At 65.0% G+C, this 19,544-nt stretch carries 18 protein-coding genes and 3 tRNA genes; 11 read left to right on the top strand and 10 right to left on the bottom strand.

Going from position 1 to position 19,544, the window contains the following annotated elements; translation table 11 throughout:
* The first annotated feature begins 20 nt into the window (after positions 1 to 20).
* From KU884_RS08160 to KU884_RS08175, 4 genes are all read left to right on the top strand, one after another.
* Entirely contained in the window at positions 21 to 1,265 is a 1,245-nt protein-coding gene (locus KU884_RS08160) for an aspartate kinase (RefSeq protein WP_167782187.1), read from the top strand.
* 293 nt (positions 1,266 to 1,558) lie between these two features.
* Complete coding sequence (gene csrA, locus KU884_RS08165) at positions 1,559 to 1,756, top strand: carbon storage regulator CsrA (protein WP_167782188.1); 198 nt, start codon at positions 1,559 to 1,561, stop codon at positions 1,754 to 1,756.
* A 106-nt stretch (positions 1,757 to 1,862) separates the two neighbouring features.
* A tRNA-Ser gene (locus KU884_RS08170) sits at positions 1,863 to 1,951 on the top strand.
* 357 nt (positions 1,952 to 2,308) lie between these two features.
* Entirely contained in the window at positions 2,309 to 2,917 is a 609-nt protein-coding gene (locus KU884_RS08175) for a DUF4202 domain-containing protein (RefSeq protein WP_167782189.1), read from the top strand.
* A gap of 52 nt (positions 2,918 to 2,969) precedes the next feature.
* Here KU884_RS08175 and KU884_RS08180 read toward each other — a convergent pair.
* Both KU884_RS08180 and KU884_RS08185 read right to left on the bottom strand, forming a co-directional pair.
* Positions 2,970 to 3,046: transfer RNA gene (locus tag KU884_RS08180), tRNA-Arg, on the bottom strand.
* 105 nt (positions 3,047 to 3,151) lie between these two features.
* Positions 3,152 to 3,240, bottom strand: a tRNA-Ser gene (locus KU884_RS08185).
* Between the two features lie 254 nt (positions 3,241 to 3,494).
* Between KU884_RS08185 and KU884_RS08190 the strand changes: the two genes are divergently transcribed.
* The gene (locus KU884_RS08190) at positions 3,495 to 4,535 is read left to right on the top strand and encodes a diguanylate cyclase (RefSeq protein WP_254432253.1); all 1,041 of its coding nucleotides are present in this window, start codon (positions 3,495 to 3,497) and stop codon (positions 4,533 to 4,535) included.
* 30 nt (positions 4,536 to 4,565) lie between these two features.
* Here KU884_RS08190 and KU884_RS08195 read toward each other — a convergent pair whose 3' ends face one another.
* Entirely contained in the window at positions 4,566 to 4,952 is a 387-nt protein-coding gene (locus KU884_RS08195; protein WP_167782191.1) for a hypothetical protein, read from the bottom strand.
* 231 nt (positions 4,953 to 5,183) lie between these two features.
* Here KU884_RS08195 and dnaX point away from each other — a divergent pair, with 231 nt between their 5' ends.
* Genes dnaX through recR form a run of 3 tightly spaced genes read left to right on the top strand, consistent with a single transcriptional unit; the run spans position 5,184 to position 7,978 of the window.
* The gene (dnaX, locus tag KU884_RS08200; protein ID WP_167782192.1) at positions 5,184 to 6,998 is read left to right on the top strand and encodes a DNA polymerase III subunit gamma/tau; all 1,815 of its coding nucleotides are present in this window, start codon (positions 5,184 to 5,186) and stop codon (positions 6,996 to 6,998) included.
* A gap of 32 nt (positions 6,999 to 7,030) precedes the next feature.
* Complete coding sequence (locus KU884_RS08205) at positions 7,031 to 7,360, top strand: YbaB/EbfC family nucleoid-associated protein (protein ID WP_167782193.1); 330 nt, start codon at positions 7,031 to 7,033, stop codon at positions 7,358 to 7,360.
* An 18-nt stretch (positions 7,361 to 7,378) separates the two neighbouring features.
* Entirely contained in the window at positions 7,379 to 7,978 is a 600-nt protein-coding gene (recR, locus tag KU884_RS08210; RefSeq protein WP_167782194.1) for a recombination mediator RecR, read from the top strand.
* Between the two features lie 3 nt (positions 7,979 to 7,981).
* Here recR and rsgA read toward each other — a convergent pair whose 3' ends face one another.
* Positions 7,982 to 8,713, bottom strand: coding sequence for a ribosome small subunit-dependent GTPase A (gene rsgA, locus KU884_RS08215; RefSeq protein ID WP_254432214.1), 732 nt, complete (start codon positions 8,711 to 8,713; stop codon positions 7,982 to 7,984).
* A gap of 238 nt (positions 8,714 to 8,951) precedes the next feature.
* Between rsgA and orn the strand changes: the two genes are divergently transcribed.
* Positions 8,952 to 9,506, top strand: a complete 555-nt coding sequence (orn, locus tag KU884_RS08220) for an oligoribonuclease (RefSeq protein WP_167782196.1) — start codon at positions 8,952 to 8,954, stop codon at positions 9,504 to 9,506.
* Between the two features lie 55 nt (positions 9,507 to 9,561).
* Here orn and KU884_RS08225 read toward each other — a convergent pair whose 3' ends face one another.
* The 5 genes from KU884_RS08225 to ppsA form a co-directional block, all read right to left on the bottom strand.
* Entirely contained in the window at positions 9,562 to 10,398 is an 837-nt protein-coding gene (locus KU884_RS08225; RefSeq protein ID WP_167782197.1) for a sulfurtransferase, read from the bottom strand.
* Positions 10,395 to 11,621 (bottom strand): glycolate oxidase subunit GlcF, encoded by a 1,227-nt coding sequence (gene glcF / locus KU884_RS08230; RefSeq protein WP_167782198.1) that lies wholly within the window; start codon positions 11,619 to 11,621, stop codon positions 10,395 to 10,397. The genes KU884_RS08225 and glcF overlap by 4 nt, the downstream gene beginning before the upstream one ends.
* Before the next feature lie 39 nt (positions 11,622 to 11,660).
* Positions 11,661 to 12,728, bottom strand: coding sequence for a glycolate oxidase subunit GlcE (gene glcE / locus KU884_RS08235; RefSeq protein WP_167782199.1), 1,068 nt, complete (start codon positions 12,726 to 12,728; stop codon positions 11,661 to 11,663).
* 21 nt (positions 12,729 to 12,749) lie between these two features.
* On the bottom strand, positions 12,750 to 14,243 hold the full coding sequence (locus tag KU884_RS08240; protein ID WP_167782200.1) for an FAD-linked oxidase C-terminal domain-containing protein: 1,494 nt from the start codon (positions 14,241 to 14,243) through the stop codon (positions 12,750 to 12,752).
* A gap of 131 nt (positions 14,244 to 14,374) precedes the next feature.
* Positions 14,375 to 16,756, bottom strand: a complete 2,382-nt coding sequence (gene ppsA / locus KU884_RS08245) for a phosphoenolpyruvate synthase (protein WP_167782201.1) — start codon at positions 16,754 to 16,756, stop codon at positions 14,375 to 14,377.
* 424 nt (positions 16,757 to 17,180) lie between these two features.
* On the opposite strand from ppsA, the gene KU884_RS08250 reads away from it, so the two are divergent.
* Positions 17,181 to 18,002, top strand: coding sequence for a pyruvate, water dikinase regulatory protein (locus KU884_RS08250; RefSeq protein ID WP_167782202.1), 822 nt, complete (start codon positions 17,181 to 17,183; stop codon positions 18,000 to 18,002).
* 129 nt (positions 18,003 to 18,131) lie between these two features.
* Positions 18,132 to 18,611 carry a DUF1249 domain-containing protein gene (locus KU884_RS08255; RefSeq protein ID WP_167782203.1) on the top strand — a complete coding sequence of 160 codons (480 nt, stop codon included), beginning with the start codon at positions 18,132 to 18,134 and terminating at the stop codon, positions 18,609 to 18,611.
* 8 nt (positions 18,612 to 18,619) lie between these two features.
* Here the strand turns inward: KU884_RS08255 and KU884_RS08260 are convergent, their stop codons facing one another.
* On the bottom strand, positions 18,620 to 19,357 hold the full coding sequence (locus tag KU884_RS08260; RefSeq protein WP_167782204.1) for a glycerophosphodiester phosphodiesterase family protein: 738 nt from the start codon (positions 19,355 to 19,357) through the stop codon (positions 18,620 to 18,622).
* Between the last annotated feature and the right edge of the window lie 187 nt (positions 19,358 to 19,544).

Here is a 19,544-nt window from a genome sequence, read left to right on the forward strand (position 1 = left end):
GTGAACAGGTAAAGGGACTGATGCCTTTAATCGTGCAGAAATACGGCGGCACATCCGTGGGCTCTCCCGAGCGCATCGAGGAAGTCGCGCGCAGGGTGATCAAGACGAAGGACGCGGGGAATTCGGTGGTGGTGGTGGTGTCCGCCATGAGCGGAGAAACCAATCGCCTCACCGAACTCGCCAAGCAGATCAATCCCGAGCCGCCGGCGCGGGAAATGGACATGATTCTCTCCACCGGCGAGCAGGTCACCATCGGCCTTCTGGCCATGGCGCTGGAAAAGCAGGGGCATCCGGCCCGCTGCTACACCGGAGCCCAGGTGAAGATCCTCACGGACAGCGCCCACAGCAAGGCGCGTATCCAGGAGATCGATGCCAAGGTGGTGACGCAGGATCTCAAGGAGGGGCGTATTGTCGTCGTCGCCGGGTTTCAGGGTGTGGATTCCACCGGAGCGATTACCACCCTCGGCCGAGGCGGCTCCGACACCACTGCGGTGGCCCTGGCGGCAGCGCTTGGCGCGGATGAGTGCGAGATCTACACCGACGTGGACGGTGTCTACACCACGGATCCGCGTGTGGTCCCCAAAGCCAGGCGGCTGGAGCGCATCACCTTCGAGGAGATGCTGGAGATGGCCAGCCTTGGCTCCAAGATCCTCCAGATTCGCGCCGTTGAATTCGCCGGCAAATACCATGTACCGCTGCGGGTGCGTTCCAGCTTCGACGACGGCCCAGGCACGCTGATTACGTATGAGGACGAGAACATGGAAGAACCGCTGATCTCCGGAATCGCGTTCCAGCGCGACGAGGCCAAACTCACCGTTCTGGGGGTGCCGGATCAGCCGGGGATCGCCGCGCGCATCCTGGGGCCGGTGTCCGAAGCCAACATCGAAGTGGACATGATCGTGCAGAACATCAGCCAGAGCGGGCTGACGGACTTCACCTTCACGGTCCACAGGAACGATTACGAGAAGACGCTGAAGATCCTCCAGGGTATCAGCGATGAACTCGGCGCCCGCGAGGTTTACGGTGACACCAAGATCGTCAAGCTCTCCCTGGTCGGGGTTGGCATGCGCTCGCATGCAGGTGTGGCGAGCACGATGTTTGACTCTTTGGCAGGGGAGGGGATTAACATCCAGATGATATCCACGTCGGAAATCAAGATTTCCGTGGTGATCGACGAAAAGTACCTCGAGCTTGGGGTGCGCGCGCTGCACACGGCGTTCGAGCTGGACGACGAAGCAAGCGCCCGCATCGAGGGCAAGGACTGACCCCGATTGCCGGTGGGTGAAAGGTCTCGCGAAGGCAGCCGGCAGGGCTGCCGGATCGGGAATGAGGTGACAGACACTGCGTAACAGTGTTTCCGGAACTGTTGTAAAACAATGGCTGAAGGTGGCGGTGAAGCTGGAGGCAAGCCGTTGAACTCGATAGGGATACCGCGAGTCCACGCTTTACAGGGAAAGGGTGGCCGCCTTGAGGTGGGTGCCTGAAAGGGTGCGTGAACGTGGAGACGCCTGGTGTGAGCCGGCGTTGCGGATGCCAGTGGAAATTGGGAGTAAGGCATATGCTGATTCTGACCAGGCGGGTCGGTGAGACGCTGATGATCGGTGACGAGGTGACCGTGACAGTGCTCGGAGTCAAGGGAAACCAGGTACGTATCGGGGTGAATGCGCCCAAGAACGTCTCGGTTCACCGTGAAGAGATCTACGAGCGCATTCAGCACGAAGGTGACGAGGACGAAAGCGCTCCCGGCACCGGCTGAGGTTCGAGCACGGGTGCGGCCGCACGGGTTTACCCGGGCGGTCAAATCCCTTACTCTACCGCGCTCCGGTGATGGGGATAACGTCTCCATCACCGGGCAGAAGCAAGGAGAGGTGGCCGAGTGGCTGAAGGCGCTCCCCTGCTAAGGGAGTATGGGTACTGCCCATCGAGGGTTCGAATCCCTCCCTCTCCGCCATCTTCCCTGAGTGGTGCCGCAGGCACTGCTCAGGGAAGATGCGACAGAAGCAGCAAATTTGAACCCTCGGCGATTAACCATCAGGGTTCGACCGCGGAGCGTAGCGGAGCAGTGCGTTGCCGCAAGGCGGCAACGACCCGAAGGGCAAGGCGCGCGAGCGCCGTAGCAATCCCTCCCTCTCCGCCATTACCTTCCCCAGGTAGTGGCATTACTCACTGTTCCTGCGCCTGATTGTTCCGAATTCGAACCCTCGATCATCAATGATCCGGGTTCGAGCAGCTCCTCTTTCTCCTTCCGTATTGACCGTCCCTCGATGGCGCCCATACTGGTGCCCTGCACATGGCAAGGAGCACCCCTATGTCAGCAAACCAGTATCAGCAGGCACTGGAGCGGATCGATGCTCTCCATGCGGAAGACCCGAGGGCGGTTGCTGTGGACGGCGTGGAGTTGCCCAAGGAGCTCTGGCACGCCCGGCGAATGAGCGCATGGCTGGAGCGGATCCAGGAGACACCGGACGAGCTCACCCGGCTGGCGGTACGCGCGCAGCACCTGCAACGCTGGAAAATTCCCCGAACCGAGTATCCACAAGGGCGGCGCGGTTACCTGGCCTGGCGTCGTGAACAGGGGCGCCGCGCCGGCGAGACAACCGCCGCGGTCATGGAAGAGAGTGGCTACCGGCCCGAGGACGCCAGCCGGGTGGCAACCATGGTCCGCAAGGAAGGGCTGGGGCGCGATGACGCCGTTCAGGCAGTGGAAGACTGCGCCTGCCTCGTGTTTCTGGAAAACTACTTCGCCGATTTCCTGCACAAGGTCGAGCACGACCACATGGTCCGGATTGTCCGCAAGACCTGGCGCAAGATGTCAGCGCGGGCCCGGGAGCTGGCGATGACGATTCCGCTCACGCAGGAGGCGCAGCGAATCGTCGCTGACGCCCTGGAACTTGACTCCGGACAAACCGAATCCTGACGGTATACATAGAAAAAGGGGGCACCCTATGGGTACCCCCTTTCCATTTGTATGGCGCGCCCGGAAGGATTCGAACCTCCGACCGCCTGGTTCGTAGCCAGGTGCTCTATCCAGCTGAGCTACGGGCGCTTTGTGCTTTGTTAAGAGGCGCAGATTATGGCCGACGGCCCTGTCTGCGTCAATGCACCTTCGGGTGCGCAGCCGAAGCAGTGCATGTGCACCGCTCGGGGAAGATGGCGGAGAGGGAGGGATTCGAACCCTCGGTACCGCTTGGGTACACGCGCTTTCCAGGCGCGCTCCTTCGACCGCTCGGACACCTCTCCGGAAGCCTTCAGTGATGCCCGATCCACTGAAGGCGGGAAGGTTAAACCACAACGCCGACCGGTGCAATGCATGTTCCGGCGGCAACAACCGGCGATGTTGCCAAGAACCTCGGCAGGCGTCCGCCCCCGGGTTGTGTGACATGTTTCGCTGTCCCGGCAGGCTTGATCCGTAACACTGTTTTCGGATGCGTCGGAGCCTGGCAGTATTACCGAGAAGCTGAGCAAGCGTGGAGGAAATGGCGGTTTTGAGCCCAATGGTTGGTGATGACGCCATAACGGCATTGGTGCGGTGTTTCGGCGAGTCATCGGCCTTCGCCGTGGGCCTGGATGCTTGTCTGGACGCCCTGTGGGACCGGACCGTGTTCGACGCCATGGCGCTTTTCCGGCTGTCGGCCGACGGTCGTGATCTCGAGCTGGTCAGCAGTCGCGGCTTCAGTGACCGTGCGCTCCGGGCCGGGGAGCAGCTGCCGGTCGATTGCAGTCTGACTGGCATCGCCGTGCGAACGCGCCATATTGTTAGCAGCCAGGCGGTTGCTGACGATGATCGCATCCATCCGACGGTACGTGCCGAGATGCAGCGCCTGGAAAACAAGATGATCATTTCCGTCCCCCTGATTCTGTATCAGCGGCCAGTGGGTGCGATCAATCTGGTCTGGAATGACCGCCATGAGCTGAGCCCCGCTGAGCAGAGCTGTCTGCTGCAGCTCGGCTACATCATGGGCGTGGCCATGGAACACACGCAGCGTGAACGGGAATCTCGCCATGATGGACTGACGGGCCTGCTCAACCGGCGGGAATTCGACCGCCTGGTACGCGAGCAGGCAGCGCGGTGCGATCGTTACGCGTCGACCGTCTCCCTACTGATGCTGGACCTGGACGATTTCAAGCAGCAGAACGATACCCATGGCCATGCCGTCGGGGATGAGATCCTGAAGGGGCTGGCCCGGCTGCTCGGTGACCGTCTGCGTGCAACCGACTTCTGTTGCCGTGTCGGCGGCGAGGAATTCGCGTGCCTGTTGCCGGAAACCGACCTGGAAGCTGCTCGTCTGGTCGCCGAAGATCTCCTGTTGAGTCTCCGCGCATTGCGGTTCCGCGGCCGCGATGACGAAGCCATCCGCTGCGCGGCCAGTATCGGCGTGTGTGAATATGCCGGTGACGGCCCCGAGGAGTTCGTCTGTCGCGCGGATAACCTGTTGTATGCGGCCAAGGAAGCCGGCCGCGACCGGGTCATGGGGGCGGCCGAAGCAGCAGACGACACTGAGGTCGCGGGCAAGGAAGGTGGCGGCGGGCATTGAGCCCGCCGCCACCGGCTCCGGGCTGCCGGGTCAGGGGCAGCTGCCTTCCTGGTAGAAGTCCTCGCCGGTTTCCGCCAGTGTCACGGTGTTGAAGGTGTTCCACAGGCCGAGGTCGTCCCCGGAGCCCTCGGCATAAGCGATGCCGCCGTTCTGGTAGGCACGTCCTGCGTCGACGTGGGCGTAAGTGCTGCCGGTGGTCTCGGTGCAGGTGAAGTCGTCGCCATTGCCGTTGTCATCGTCGTCATCCCCGTTGCCGGGATCCTCCGGAGTGTCACCGTCGACGCGACGGTTGTTGGCGAAGAAGTAGGTTGCGAGGTAGTGGGGGTAGTCAATGCTGTTGGCGGTGATGTAGCTGCCACCCGTGCCGGCTCCCGCCGGCCAGTTGTGGCCGAGCCCGCCGTTCTGGATGAGCGACACCCGCGAACCTTCTGCGTTGGTCTCTAGAACAGGAGAAAAGCCATGAATGATACATGACGCAACCGTCACTTAAGATCAAAGGGCGCGTCCTGTCAAACTCGTTTGCTTTTGGAATCAGTTTGTTGCGGTGCGGCATCAAGGTCGCCGGAGGGGGCGGGGCGCTGTGGCAGCAACCGGCCTGCGCGAGGTGTTACACTTCGCATCCAGCGATTATCAACGACGAGCCGGTCCATGAGCTACCAGGTCTTGGCGCGCAAATACAGGCCGCGGACGTTCGCCAGCATGGCGGGGCAGGAACATGTCCTGCAGGCGCTGGTGAATGGTCTGGATAATGACCGACTCCACCATGCCTATCTGTTCACCGGCACGCGCGGCGTCGGCAAGACCACCGTTGCCCGGGTTCTCGCCAAGTGCCTGAACTGCGAGCAGGGCGTCGGCAGCGAGGCGTGCGGGGAGTGTGGTGCCTGCCGGGCCATTGATGAGGGGCGTTTCGTCGATCTCATCGAGGTGGACGCCGCGTCCCGCACCCGGGTCGAGGATACCCGGGAACTGCTGGACAACGTCCAGTATGCGCCGACACAGGGCCGCTACAAGATCTATCTGGTGGACGAGGTCCACATGCTCTCGGCGCATAGCTTCAACGCACTGCTGAAAACGCTGGAAGAGCCGCCGCCGCACGTGAAGTTCCTCCTCGCCACCACCGACCCGCAGAAGGTTCCGGTCACGATCCTGTCCCGCTGTCTGCAGTTCAATCTCAAGCGGCTGCCGGCGAACCTGATCGGTGAGTACCTGGGAGGCATTCTCGAGCAGGAGGGCATCGAATCCGAACAGCAGGCGCTGGCACGGTTGGCACGCGCGGCGGATGGCAGTATGCGTGATGCCCTGAGCCTCACCGACCAGGCCCTGGCCTTCGGCGGCGGTGCCGTGAGGGACGACGACGTCCGCGGCATGCTCGGCAGCATCGAGGACCATAGTGTTCTGGAGATACTGGAGGCCTTGGCAGCCCGCGATGGCGGCGAACTCATGGCGGTGGTGGAGCGGCTGGCTGAGCGCACCCCTGATTTCGGTGACGTTCTGGCAGCGATACTGACGCAGCTCCACGGCCTGAGTCTGCTGCAGACGGTACCGGAAGCGGGTGACCCGGAGCACCCAGATCGCGAGCGGCTCCAGGCCCTTGCGGACGCCTTGGAGCCGGAAGACGTGCAACTGTTCTACCAGATCGGTCTCAACGGTCGACGTGATCTGCCGCTGGCGCCGGAACCGCGCATGGGGTTCGAGATGGTGCTGCTGCGGATGCTGGCGTTCCGCCCGGACGACGCAGGGTCCGGCGGCCGCGCGGGTGGCGGAGGGGCGGTCTCGCCGCGTCCTGCATCCGCCCCGCCAGCCGGCCCGCCGGCAACTACACCGACTCCGGCCACCACCGGTGCGTCGTCCTCCCTCGCCGACCAGGCGTCGCCCTCGGCATCGGCTTCCGCGTCGGCGCAGGCGCCCACGGAAGCTCCCGTGGAAGCGGATCCTCCGCCTGCCCCGGAGCTGAGCACCGCCAGTCCACGGAACATGGACGCAGCCACGGCACCAGCGCCCGGGGAAAGCGAGACCCTGCCGGCGGATGGCGTGAAAGAGCCGTTGCCGTCCAGCGACGTGGAAGTCAACAGGGATATGCCGCCGTGGCATGAACTGGTGGACGTCCTTGAGCTCACCGGAGTCGCGCGCGCCCTGGCCATGCAGTGCAGCTGGGGTGGTCTGGCAGATGGCGTGGTGACGCTGCGCTTGCCTGGTCAGCACGCATCGTTGCGGAACAAGCCCCTTGAGCAGCGGATCGAATCCGCATTGGCGACGCACCTCGGTGGCGTCGTGCAGCTTCGCATTGTCATCGACGAAACCCCGGTAGCGGCAGCCGAGACGCCGGCGGGGCGTATCGAAGAGGCGCGCCGGCAACGCCAGGAGGCGGCGGAGCTTGCCATTCAGGAGGACCCGACAGTGGCGGAACTGCAGCACCGATTTGGTGCCGAGGTTCTGCCGGATTCCATTCAGCCCGCGGAGTGACCGTGGTGCGAGCGTAACGAGAGGATGACGTCATGAAAGGTGGCATGGGCAATTTGATGAAGCAGGCCCAGAAGATGCAGGAGGACATGCAGAAGGCGCAGGAAGAGCTTGCGCACATGGAAGTCACCGGCCAGGCCGGTGGAGGTATGGTCTCCGTGGTGCTCAACGGCAAGCACGAATGCAAGCGGGTCGAGATCGATCCCAGCCTGTTCGGCGATGATGATGACCGGGACATGATCGCCGACCTGGTGGCGGCCGCCTTCAACGACGCGGTGCGCAAGGTGCAGGATGCGACCCAGGAGCGGATGCAGGGCATGACCGAAGGCCTGGGGCTGCCCCCGGGCATGAAACTTCCGTTCTGATTCCGGCGATACGCTTACATGGCCTATTCGCCGCTGATAGAACAGCTCATCAGTAGCCTGCGCAGCCTCCCCGGCGTCGGCCCCAAAAGCGCCCAGCGCATGGCATTCCACCTGCTGTTGCGGGACCGGCGTGCCGGGGCTGGTCTCGCCCAGGTGCTGGGAGCCGCCATGGAGCGCGTGGGCGAGTGTCGTGATTGCCGTCTGCCGACGGAGGACGAGCGCTGTCCGATCTGTCAGAGTGAGCAGCGTGATCCCGCGATCCTCTGCCTGGTGGAAAGCCCGGCGGATGTGTTCGCGCTGGATCAGGCCACGGATTTCGGCGGTCGGTATTTTGTCCTCGGCGGACGCCTGTCACCGCTGGACGGCATCGGCCCCGAGGATCTTGGCCTGGATCGTCTGGAGGTGCGTCTGCGCGACGGTGAGGTGCGGGAAGTGATTCTCGCCACCAGCCCTACGGTGGAAGGCGAGGCCACGGCCCAGTACGTGGCGGAACTGGCCCGGGAGCATGGCGCGACCTGCAGCCGCATCGCCCACGGCGTCCCCATGGGTGGAGAGCTAGAGACCGTGGATAGCGGCACCCTCTCTCACGCTTTTGCGGGGCGGCGCTCCTACGAGTAATGGCTACTGTCCTGCCGCCTGGTGACGTTCCCTGAGCAGCTCGTGAAACCCCTTGAGACGTTCAGGGTGAATCAGCCCCTGCTCCACCGCGGGGCGCACCGCGCAGCCGGGTTCGTCGTCGTGCTCGCAGTCACGGAACTCGCAGTCCTCCGCCTGTCGGGCGATCTCGCTAAACCCGCTCTCGATCTCCTGGCGTGACAGGTGTCCAAGCCGCAGGATGCGTACTCCCGGGGAATCGACCAGCTCGCCGCCCGACGGCAACGGATAGAGCGTTGTCTCCGTGGTGGTATGACGCCCCTGACCGCTGGCCTCGGAGATGGCCTGGGTGCGTGCCTGGCGGTCCGGCACCAGGGCGTTGATCAACGAGGATTTGCCGACCCCGGACTGGCCCACCAGGAGTGTCCTGTTGCCGGCCAGGTAGCGGGTGAGGATGTCCAGGCCGTCGCCAGTGCTCGCACTGACGTGGAGAACCTGGCAGTGCTGCTGCCGGCTCGCCTCTTGCAATGGCTCGGGAAGCCGGGTGGCGTCCAGGTCGCTCTTGTTCATGGCGAGCAACGGGCGCAGCCCCATACTCGCAGCGAGGACCAGGTACCGGTCCACAAGACGGGCGTCGGGTGATGGTTCCCCCGCGCAGACGATAAGCAGCTGATCCAGGTTGGCCGCCAGGGGCTTGTGCCGACCACGGTAATCCGTTCGTACCAGGGTGTTGCGGCGGGGGTGAATGGTGTCGATCACGTGTTGTCCCGCCAACCCGCTGCAGTCCACGGAGTCACCGCAGACGGCTCGCCCGGTGCGGCGACGGGTGGTGCACCGGAGCATTTCACCGGTGCTGGTCGTGACCAGACACTCGGATCTGAAACTGACGATGACGTGCCCCTGCTTCATGTCCCTGATTCGCTTGACTGACGGCAGGGGAGCATAGCCTCTGGTAGAATCGGCAGCAATATTTGCCCCACGAAGGAAATTCCCCCCGATGCCGCACAGTGCCCACAATCTCATCTGGATCGATCTTGAAATGACCGGTCTGGACACAGACCGCGATCGCATCATCGAAATCGCCACCGTGGTCACCGACACCAATCTGACCATTCTTGCCGAAGGTCCCATGATCGCCATCCATCAGCCGGACCAGGTCCTGCAGGCCATGGATGAATGGAATACCCGCCAGCACGGCCAGAGTGGTCTGGTGGATCGCGTGCGGCGGAGCACCTACGACGAGGCGGCGGCGGAGGCGGAGACGCTGGCGTTCCTGGAGCAGTGGGTCCCCGCCGGGCAGTCACCCATGTGCGGCAACAGCATCTGCCAGGACCGCCGTTTTCTGCATCGGAGCATGCCGCGGCTGGAGAGTTATTTCCACTACCGCCATCTGGACGTGAGCACGCTCAAGGAACTCGCGAAGCGCTGGAACCCGGATCTTGCCAAGGAATTCAAGAAATCCGGCGCCCACCTGGCCATGGACGACGTCAAGGAGTCCATCCGCGAGCTGCGTTTCTATCGCGATCGCTTTCTCAGCCTGCCGGCAAGCTGAGTCGCAACCCCGGCACTGTCGCCGCCGGGCAGCAATGGCGAGGTGATGCCGTAGTTCAGCGCCGGGGGCCTGTCTCCACCGGCGCCTCGGGGTCATTCCCCCATTCTGACCAGGAACCGGCATAGCCCCTGACCCGCTCGTAACCGAGTGCACGCAGCATCACATAGGTGAGCGACGACCGGTGGTGAGTCTGGCAATGGGTCACCACCTCCTGGTCCGGGCGGATGCCGCGCTCCGCCAGCATGGCCTGCAGGGTCTCTGCCGGGAGCAGGCGCAGGTTGCGTTCGCGATCCAGGGCTCGTGTCCACTCGAGGTTGACGGCACCGGGAATGTGGCCGCCGCGGGCCGAGCGCACATCGCTGCCGTCGTATTCACCGGGCGAGCGCGCATCGAGAATCGCCACACCGTCGTCATCCAGATGGCGCAGGATCCATTCCTTGTCCGCCAGGGGCGCGGGACGCTCCGGCAGCGAAACCGTATAATTGCTCGGCGCGGGGCGGTTGACCCCGGTCTCCACCGGATGGCCCTCGTTGAACCAGGCGTGACTGCCACCGTTGAGCAGGGACCACTGCCGGTGGCCGCAGACATCCAGGGTCCACAACAGGCGTCCGGCGCGGCCGTTGCCTTCGTTGTCATAGGCGACTACATGGTGCTCCGGCGTCAGGCCGATCTCCGAGAGCACGTCGGAGAGGGCCTTCTCGTCGGGCAGCAGCCCCAGCGCCGGCGGTGTCTTGCGCACCAGCCACGCGTAGGTCAAGTGCACCGCACCGGGGATATGGCCCTGGCTGTAGGTGCCCTCGTCGCTCAGGTCGACGATCAGCAGGCGTGGATCGTCCAGCTTCTCGCGCAGCTGTTCCGGTTCCGCCAGCAGGGGGAGCAGCGATTGAGTCATTGCGTGGTTCCTTTCGCGTCGAGGAGTTCCAGCCAGTGGCGCACGGGCACGTCCGAGGTCTCGTTGAGGTGCGTCAGGCAGCCGATATTGGCGGTGGCGATGAGGTCCGGTCTGCCGGTACCCAGTGTCTTCAACTTATTGCTGCGCAGTTCCTTGGCCATCTCCGGCTGCAACACGGAGTAGGTGCCCGCTGAACCGCAGCACAGGTGGGCGTCGGGGACCGGGGTGAGCTCGAACCCGAGCCTGCGCAACAGCGCCTCGACGCGGCCACCGAGTTTCTGCCCGTGCTGCAGCGTGCACGGCGACTGGAAGGCGATCTTGCGCGGTGCGGCGTCTGCAGGGCAGAGCCGCTCTTCCTCGTTGAGCAACAGTTCCACCGGGTCCAGGGTGAGCTCCGCCACCCGCTGCGCCTTCTCGGCATAGTCCGGGTCGTCCCGCAGGATGTGTCCGTAGTCCTTCACCTGCACGCCGCAGCCACTGGCGTTGACAATGATGGCCTCGGCACCCGCCTCGATATGAGGCCACCAGGCGTCGATGTTGGCGCGCACGTGTTCGGCCGCCTTGCCCGGGTGCCCCAGATGCTGATCGATGGCACCGCAGCACACGCTGTCGGGGGTGCGGAGCACCTCGATGCCCAGGGCGTCCAGCAGCCGTGCGGTGTTCGGGTTGATGGAGGGTTCCAGCGCCGGCTGGACGCAGCCCTCGAGCATGAGCACGCGGCGCTGTCGCGAGCGTACCTGCGGCCAAGCGGGCGCCTGCCGACGCGGGGGGATCTTGCTCCGCAGGCTGCGGGGGACCAGCGGGCGGAACGTCTGCCCGGCGCGAATCAGCGCGCTGAACAGGCCTCGCCGGGGCAGCACGACCCGCAAGAAGCGACGCATCAGGGCGGTCTGGCCCGAGCGCGGGACCTGCTCCTCCACCAGCGAGCGGCCGATGTCCACCAGCCGCCCGTACTCCACGCCGGAAGGGCAGGTGGACTCGCAGTTGCGACAGGTGAGGCAGCGGTCCAGGTGCATCTGGGTGGTTTCGGTGGCGGCCTGCCCCTCCAGAACCTGCTTCATGAGGTAGATGCGACCCCGCGGGCTGTCCAGCTCGTTGCCCACCAGTTGGTAGGTGGGGCAGGTGGCCAGGCAGAAGCCGCAGTGGGTGCACTTGCGCAGGATGCGGTCGGCTTCCTGCCCCTCGGGGGTGTTCTTGATCTCGTCGGTCAGCCAGGTCTGCATTGGGAAGTCCGGATCGCTCGCTGTCGGTGCGCGTGAGAGTCAGAGACCGGCGTATAGCCGCCCCGGGTTGAGAATGCCGGCGGGGTCGAAGGCCTGTTTGAGGCGTTCGTGCAGCCGCCGGACCGCCGGGTCCAGGGGCTGGAAGACATCGCTGCCGCCGTCGCCGCCACGGAACAGCGTGGCGTGGCCCCCCAGGCGTTTCGCCTCGGTGAAGACGGTTTCCGCGTCCGCCTCCGTGCGCAGCCACTGCTGCTGCCCCGCCCAGTCCGCCAGGCGTGGGCCGGGGAGTTCCGGAGTGCCGGCGAGCAGCGGCAGGGACAGCCGCCACAGGGGCGGGCCGTCGTCGGTGAAAAAGGGCAGCGTATGGTCCCGGAGAGCGTTCCAGAAGGTGCCGGGGTCGTTGTCCCGTTCACCGCCGAGGCGCTCGAGGCCCGCGTCCACGGCGAGCTTCGTGCCGGACAGGCGCAGGTACAGCTGCTCTCCGTCATGGGCGGCCCCGCTGACGGGCACGCCCGCGCGATAGGCGTCTTCCACGGTGGCAAACCCCCGCGCTTCGTCCTGATCGAGCCGGATGGCTTCTTCGGCCTCCGGCAAGGGCAGCACCTTCATGGAGACTTCCGTGAGCACGCCGAGGGTGCCGTGGCTGCCGGTGACCACCCGGGAGACGTCGTAGCCGGCGACGTTCTTCATGACCTCGCCGCCGAAACGGATGTGTTCGCCGCGGCCGTTGATCAGCCGCGTGCCCAGCACCAGGTCGCGGGCGGCGCCGGCCCAGGGGCGGCGGGGACCGGACAGGCCGGTGGCGATCGCCCCGCCCAGAGTGGCACCAGGGCCGAAGCGCGGTGGCTCGAAGGGCATCATCTGGCCCTGCTCGGTGAGCGTGGCCTCGAGTTCGTCCAGCGGCGTGCCGGCCCGGGCAGTCATCACCAGCTCGGTGGGCTCGTAATTGACGATGCCGCGGTGTCCGCTGACATCGAGAGTCTGCCCGTCAACGGGACGGCCGAGAAAGCCCCGGGTGCCGGCGCCGCGAATGCGCACGGCGGTGCCCGCCTCGGCGGCCTCGGCGACCTGCTGCGCCAGTTGCTCGGCTTGGTCTTGATCGCTCATTGGGCTCCGAATCCGATGTGGTCAGTAACGGGGGATGTCGGGGTGCGGTAGTTCCCCGTGGTGAACGTGCATGGCGCCGAATTCGGCGCAGCGGTTCAGTGTCGGGATCGCCTTGCCCGGGTTCAGGAGCCCCTGTGGGTCGAAGGCGTGCTTGAGCGCCCGGAACTGGTTCAGCGCCGGCGTGTTGAACTGCACGCACATCTGGTTGATCTTCTCCATGCCCACACCGTGCTCGCCGGTGACGGTGCCGCCGACTTCCACGCATAGTTCGAGAATGCGCCCACCGAGCTCTTCGGTGCGCTCGAACTCCCCGGGCACGTTGCCGTCGTAGAGCACCAGCGGGTGCAGGTTGCCGTCGCCGGCGTGGAAGACGTTCACCACCCGCTGGCCGTACTCGTCGCTGAGCTCCTGCATGCGGTTCAGCACATGGGCGAGATGCTTGCGCGGAATGGTGCCGTCGATGCAGTAGTAGTCCGGCGAAATCCGGCCCACGGCGGGGAAAGCGGCCTTGCGGCCGGCCCAGAAGCGGGCACGCTCGTCGTCGTCCCTGGCCACCCGGATCTCCGCGGCGCCGGCTTCTTCCAGCAGGGCGCAGACGCGCTCGCGCTGGGCCTGGACGTCGTCGGCGTTGCCGTCGAGCTCGCAGATGAGGATGGCTGCGACGTCCGTGGGGTAGCCGGCGTGGACGAAATCCTCCGCCGCCTGGATGGCCGGGCCGTCCATCATTTCCAGTCCGCCGGGCAGAATGCCCGCGGCGATGATGCCGGCCACCGCGTTACCGGCGGTTTCCACATCGTTGAACGATGCCAGCAGCACGTCCTTCATGGGCGGCTGAGGCAGCAGCTTGACCTTGATCTCCACGAGAACGCCAAGCATGCCCTCGGAGCCGGTCACAGCGGCCATCAGGTCGTAGCCGGCCGAGTCCAGTGCCTCGGAACCGAGGGTGACCAGTTCCCCGTCCATGGTCACCATGGTGACTTCCAGGATGTTGTGGACGGTGAGGCCGTACTTCAGGCAGTGCACGCCGCCGGCGTTCTCCGCCACGTTGCCGCCGATGGAGCAGGCGATCTGGGAGGAGGGGTCCGGTGCGTAGTAGAGGCCGTAGGGGGCTGCCGCCTCGGAGATGGCGAGATTGCGCACGCCGGGCTGCAGCCGCGCCATGCGCCGGTCGGCGTCAATGTCGAGAATTTGATTGAACTTGGCCAGGCTCAGCAGCACGCCCTGGGGATGGGGCAGGGCACCGGCGGACAGGCTGGTGCCGGCGCCGCGGGCGACCACTGGGACGCCCATCTCCGAGCATACCTGCAGCACGTGACGGACCTGCTCGATGGTTTCCGGGATGCACACCACCTGGGGCATCTGCCGGTAGCCGGAGAGACCGTCGCACTCGTAGGGGCGCATGGCCTCGTCTTCGACCAGCAGGCTGTCCTTCTGGAGTGCCTCTCCCAGGCGCTGTATCAGGGCCTCCCTGTCCACTGTGAACTCGCAGTCTTCCGTCCGGTAGACCGAGGCCATGGCTGCTCCTCCGGGCGTTGGCAAACCGAGTGCAACTCTGCGGCGCGCACGCCTAACCGCCGCAACGCTGCAAATCCACGGCTCAGATTAGCAGAAGCGAAGCGGCCCGTCCCTGCAGGCCGCTGCCCGATTCAGCCCTTGCCGACCTCCTGGCCGGCCAGGTAGAGCCAGGTCTCCACCACCGTGTCGGGGTTGAGGGAGACGCTCTCTATGCCTTCGTCCATGAGCCAGCGTGCAAGTTCCGGGTGATCCGAGGGTCCCTGGCCGCAGATGCCCACGTACTTGCCCTGGCGCCGGCACGCCTGGATGGCCATGTGCAGCAGGGACTTCACGGCGTCATCGCGCTCGTCGAACAGATGGGCAATGAGCCCGGAGTCGCGGTCCAGCCCCAGCGTGAGCTGAGTGAGATCGTTTGAGCCGATGGAGAAGCCATCGAAGTGCTCCAGGAACTGGTCCGCCAGCAGGGCATTGGATGGCAGCTCGCACATCATGATCAGCTTCAGGTCATCGCGGCCCCGTTCCAGGCCGTTCTCGGCCAGGAGCTTGACCACGGCTTCTGCCTCCGAGGGCGTGCGCACGAAGGGAATCATTACCCAGGCGTTGGTCAGGCCCATCTCGTTGCGGACCTTCTTCAGCGCCTTCACTTCCAGCTCGAAGCAGTCACGGAAGTTGTCGGAGATGTAGCGCGCCGCGCCGCGGAAGCCCAGCATGGGGTTCTCTTCGTCCGGCTCGTACTCGGCGCCGCCGATGAGGTTGGCGTACTCGTTGGACTTGAAGTCCGACATGCGCACGATGACCGGTTTGGGGTAGAACGCCGCCGCCAGGGTGGAGATGCCCTCGGCCAGTCGGTCGATGTAGAACTGCACCGGATCCTCGTAGCCCGCGGTCTGGGTACGAATGATGGTCTGCAGCTCCTCCGGCTGGGCGTCGAAGTTCAGCAGAGCCTTGGGGTGGATGCCGATCATCCGGTTGATGATGAACTCCAGCCGCGCCAGGCCAACGCCGGCGTTGGGCAGGTTGGCGAAGTCGAAGGCACGGTCCGGGTTGCCCACGTTCATCATCAGCTTAAAGGGCAGCTCCGGCATGTTCTCCAGGCTGATCTCGCGGACCTCGAAGTCCTGCTTGCCGCCGTAGATATAGCCCGTGTCGCCCTCGGCGCAGGAGACGGTGACCTCGGCGCCGTCCTTGACCAGCTCCGTGGCATTGCCACAGCCGACCACCGCCGGAATCCCCAGCTCACGGGCAATGATGGCAGCGTGGCAGGTACGCCCGCCGCGGTTGGTGACGATGGCCGAGGCGCGTTTCATGATTGGTTCCCAGTCCGGGTCCGTCATGTCGGTGATCAGCACGTCGCCGGCCTCGATACGGTTCATCTCGTCCAGTCCGCCCACGACCCGGGCCTTGCCGGCGCCGATGCGCTGCCCGATGGCGCGGCCGGTAACCACGACCTCACCGCGCCCCTGCAGATGGTAGCGCTGCAGGGTCTGGGTGCTGTCGCGGCTCTTCACCGTCTCAGGACGCGCCTGGAGGATGTACAGCTTGCCGTCCTGGCCGTCCTTGCCCCATTCGATGTCCATGGGCCGGCCGTAGTGCTTCTCGATGATCAGAGCCTGGCGTGCGAGGTCCTCCACCTCGGCGTCGGTGAGGGAGAAGCGCAGGCTGTCGGCCTGTTCGACATCCACCGTGCGTACCGACTTGCCGTGGCCCTGTTCGTCGCTGTAGACCATCTTGATGGCCTTGCTGCCCAGGGTGCGGCGCAGGACCGCAGGGCGCCCGGCTTCCAGCGTGGGTTTGTGTACATAGAACTCGTCCGGGTTCACCGATCCCTGGACCACCGTCTCGCCCAGGCCGTAGCCGGAGGTGATGAACACCACCTCGCGGAAGCCGGACTCGGTGTCCATGGTAAACATCACCCCGGCGGCGCCGACGTCGGAACGCACCATGCGCTGAATGCCCGCAGAAAGCGCAACCTGACCGTGCTCAAAGCCCTGGTGGACCCGGTAGGAGATGGCGCGGTCATTGTAGAGCGATGCGAAGACATGCTTGACGGCAAGGAGGACGTTGTCCAGCCCGCGCACGTTCAGGAAGGTCTCCTGCTGGCCGGCAAAGGAGGCGTCCGGCAGGTCTTCCGCGGTGGCAGAGGAGCGGATGGCGAACGAGGCCTCACCGGGGGTTTCGTCCTCCAGTTTCTGGTAGGAGGTGACGATCTCGTTGTACAGACGCTCCGTGAACGGCGTGTCGATCACCATCTGGCGGATTTCCGCACCCGTCCTGGTCAGCGCGTCCACGTCATCCACATCCAGCCCCTCCAGGGCCTTCTCGATGCGCTGGCGCAGGCCGCTTTCGTCCAGGAAGTCCCAGTAGGCGGCTGCGGTGGTGGCGAAACCGCCGGGCACCTGCACCCCGGCCGCGGCCAGATTGCTGATCATCTCGCCGAGGGAGGCGTTCTTGCCGCCCACCCGGTCGACGTCGTTCATGCCGAGTGATTCGAACCAGAGTACGTAGTCCTGCAAGATGGTTATCCCCCTGTTGCTCGCTGCGCGGTCCCGATCCACCTCCACCCGGAGGCGCCGGCGCGGCATCGCAAAACGTGGCGTATCCTACGAAAACCTGGCCGTCAGCGTAACCCCTTAATTTGCCGGATTTCCCGCGAAGTCCCGGGACGCCTGGCCTGCAGGCTGCTACCATCGCCGGACAGCTTTCAGGAAGCAACACCATGACGCACCCTGCGGGGCCACGCAGGGCGGACCCGGCGATGAACCGCGCAGCCCGGGAGTGGGGCGGACCTTCAGGTCCGCTGTCCCCGCTCTGCAGGGCAGGGCGGCCTGGCCGAGGCTGGAACGGTGGACCTGAAGGTCCACCCTACGGCTGCTGATCGGCCAGAGGCGCGCGCCCTGATTGTGTCAGCGTTTCCTTAACGGAGTGTCAACTGGCGCCATGAGCGAGAAACGCACCGTCTTCTTCATTTCGGACCGCACCGGCATCACCGCCGAAACCCTGGGTCACAGCCTGCTGACCCAGTTTGACGTGGAGCTGGATCAGGTGACGCTTCCCTTCGTGGATGACGTACAGCGGGCCCAGAAAGCCGTGGAACAGATCAACCAGGTGGCCACGGAAACCGGCAACCGCCCGATCGTGTTCAGCACGGTGGTGAAGTCGGACGTGCGCGACCACCTGCGGCAGTGCCACGCCACGTTTTTCGACTTCTTCGACACCTTCGTTGCGCCGCTGGAGCGCGAACTCGGCGTGCCGTCCAGCCACACCATCGGCCAGGCCCATGGCCGTGGAGATGACCGCCTTTACGATGTTCGCATCGATGCCATGAACTTTGCCTTGAATAATGACGATGGGGGCGCCACGCGCCAGTACCACAAGGCGGACGTCGTCATTGTTGGCGTCTCGCGCACGGGCAAGACACCAGTGTCCATTTACCTGGCCCTTCAGTATGGCATCTATGCCGCGAATTATCCGCTCACCGACGACGACCTCCTGGAGGGGCGACTGCCCCGGGTACTGCGTGACCACCGTCGCAAGCTCTACGGCCTCAGCATCAAGGCCGACCGGCTCCGGGAGATCCGCCAGGAGCGACGGCCGAATACTGCCTACTCCTCGCTGCAGCAATGCCAGATGGAGGTTGCCCGGGCGGAAGGACTGTTCCGCCGGGAATCGATTCCCTTCGTGAACACCACCTCCATCTCCATCGAGGAAATCGCCACCACCATGATCCACGAGACTCGGCTGAAGCGGCGGCTGTACTAGTACGTCGTGGAGCCGCAAGCTTCCGCGGGGCGCCGGTAGACCGGCTGCTGAGAGCGGGCATCCAGCAGTGAGATCCGGGGAGTGCGGGCCGCTGGCAAGGCCGGGCCGGCGCTATGTTATGCTCCGCCAATGTTCCAGGATGCGCGCCAGTACAGCCTTCTCGATACGGTTCCGTCGCGGAGTTTCGCGACGCTCATGGAGCTGTACGAGAACAACTACATCCTACTGCGGCGACTGGCGCCCGAGTTGCATGCGATGGAAGGCTCCCATGTCTCCCGTGTGCCCGGCGGGGTTGATCTGCATCTGCATGTACTGGAGCAGACGCCGTACACCACGTCGGCCTCGCTGACCCACTACTTCCGACGCCCGGATCCACGCTCCGCACAGCCGGACTTGCGTCTGCGGGTCTATCACGATGCCCGTGCCGGCGAGGTTCTGCCGGACACCGATGTCGCTGAATTCAACCTCTGGGGCGGCGGCCGGCCGCCGTTCAAGGGGCTGGAATGGCGCTGGGAACTGAACCGGTTTCTGAACCGCTGGCTGCGTTACTGCCTCAGCGAGGGGCATGCCTTTACTGCCATTTGTCCGCAGGCTGCTTCAGGCTCCTGAGGGGGTGTTCAAAGCGCCAGTTCGGTCCGCAGTTCCTGCGGCGCCATGGTTTCCAGCCAGGTTACACCCTGACGCATGAGCGCCCGCGCCTGTTCCCCGGTCTCGACCTCGTATGCTGCCCACGCCCAGGACCCGACGGGTAGCGCTGTTGGTTCTGCGGGGAAGCGCAGCCGGTCGCAGAACAGGTAATCCGGCTTCAGGGCGCGGGCCCGCTCGATGGTGGCCCTGTCGAACGCCGGCAGCACCCAGCCGATGGTGCAATCCGCCCGGGACCGGACGGTCTGCAGCGCGCCGTCGTTGTAGGAAATGATCACCCGACGCGAGCCGAGCGGGGCGCTGGCCTCAAGCACAGCCGGGATGCTGAGATGCGGCGGACGGCGGGTCAGGCTCTCCGGCTTGACCTCGATGAAGACCTGGAGAGAGGTTGCTCCGGCCAGCTCGGTGCAGGCCTTGCTGAGGGAAGGGATGTTTTCGCCGAGGAAACGGTCCCCGAAGCGTTGCGGCTCGTGGGCGCTGATAGCGGCCAGCTCATCGGCCGTGTAAGTGCCTATGTTACCGCAACCATCGGTGGTGCGCTCCAGCATGGTGTCGTGCATTACCATGGGTACACCGTCACTGCTGAACTGGACATCCAGCTCCACCGCGTCGGCACCGGCCTGCTCTGCGGCAAGCAGGGCCGCGAGCGTGTTTTCGGGGTAATGCCGTGCAACGCCACGGTGGGCGATAAAGCGCGCTTGCGTCGACATCGGACCCCCTTCGCCGTTTCCGTGCAGGCTAGCGCGCACCGGGGCAGTTGCCAAACGCCGCCGTGACGCGGCCCCGTGGCGTGGGTGCACTTCGATGCACCATGATGGCCTCGGATCCAGGCGTAGGGTGGACCTTCAGGTCCACCCTACGCCTACACCTGAGGGCTGTAGGGCTTTGCATGGTGCA

The organism is Aquisalimonas sp. 2447, assembly GCF_012044895.1.
Lineage (GTDB): Bacteria > Pseudomonadota > Gammaproteobacteria > Nitrococcales > Aquisalimonadaceae > Aquisalimonas.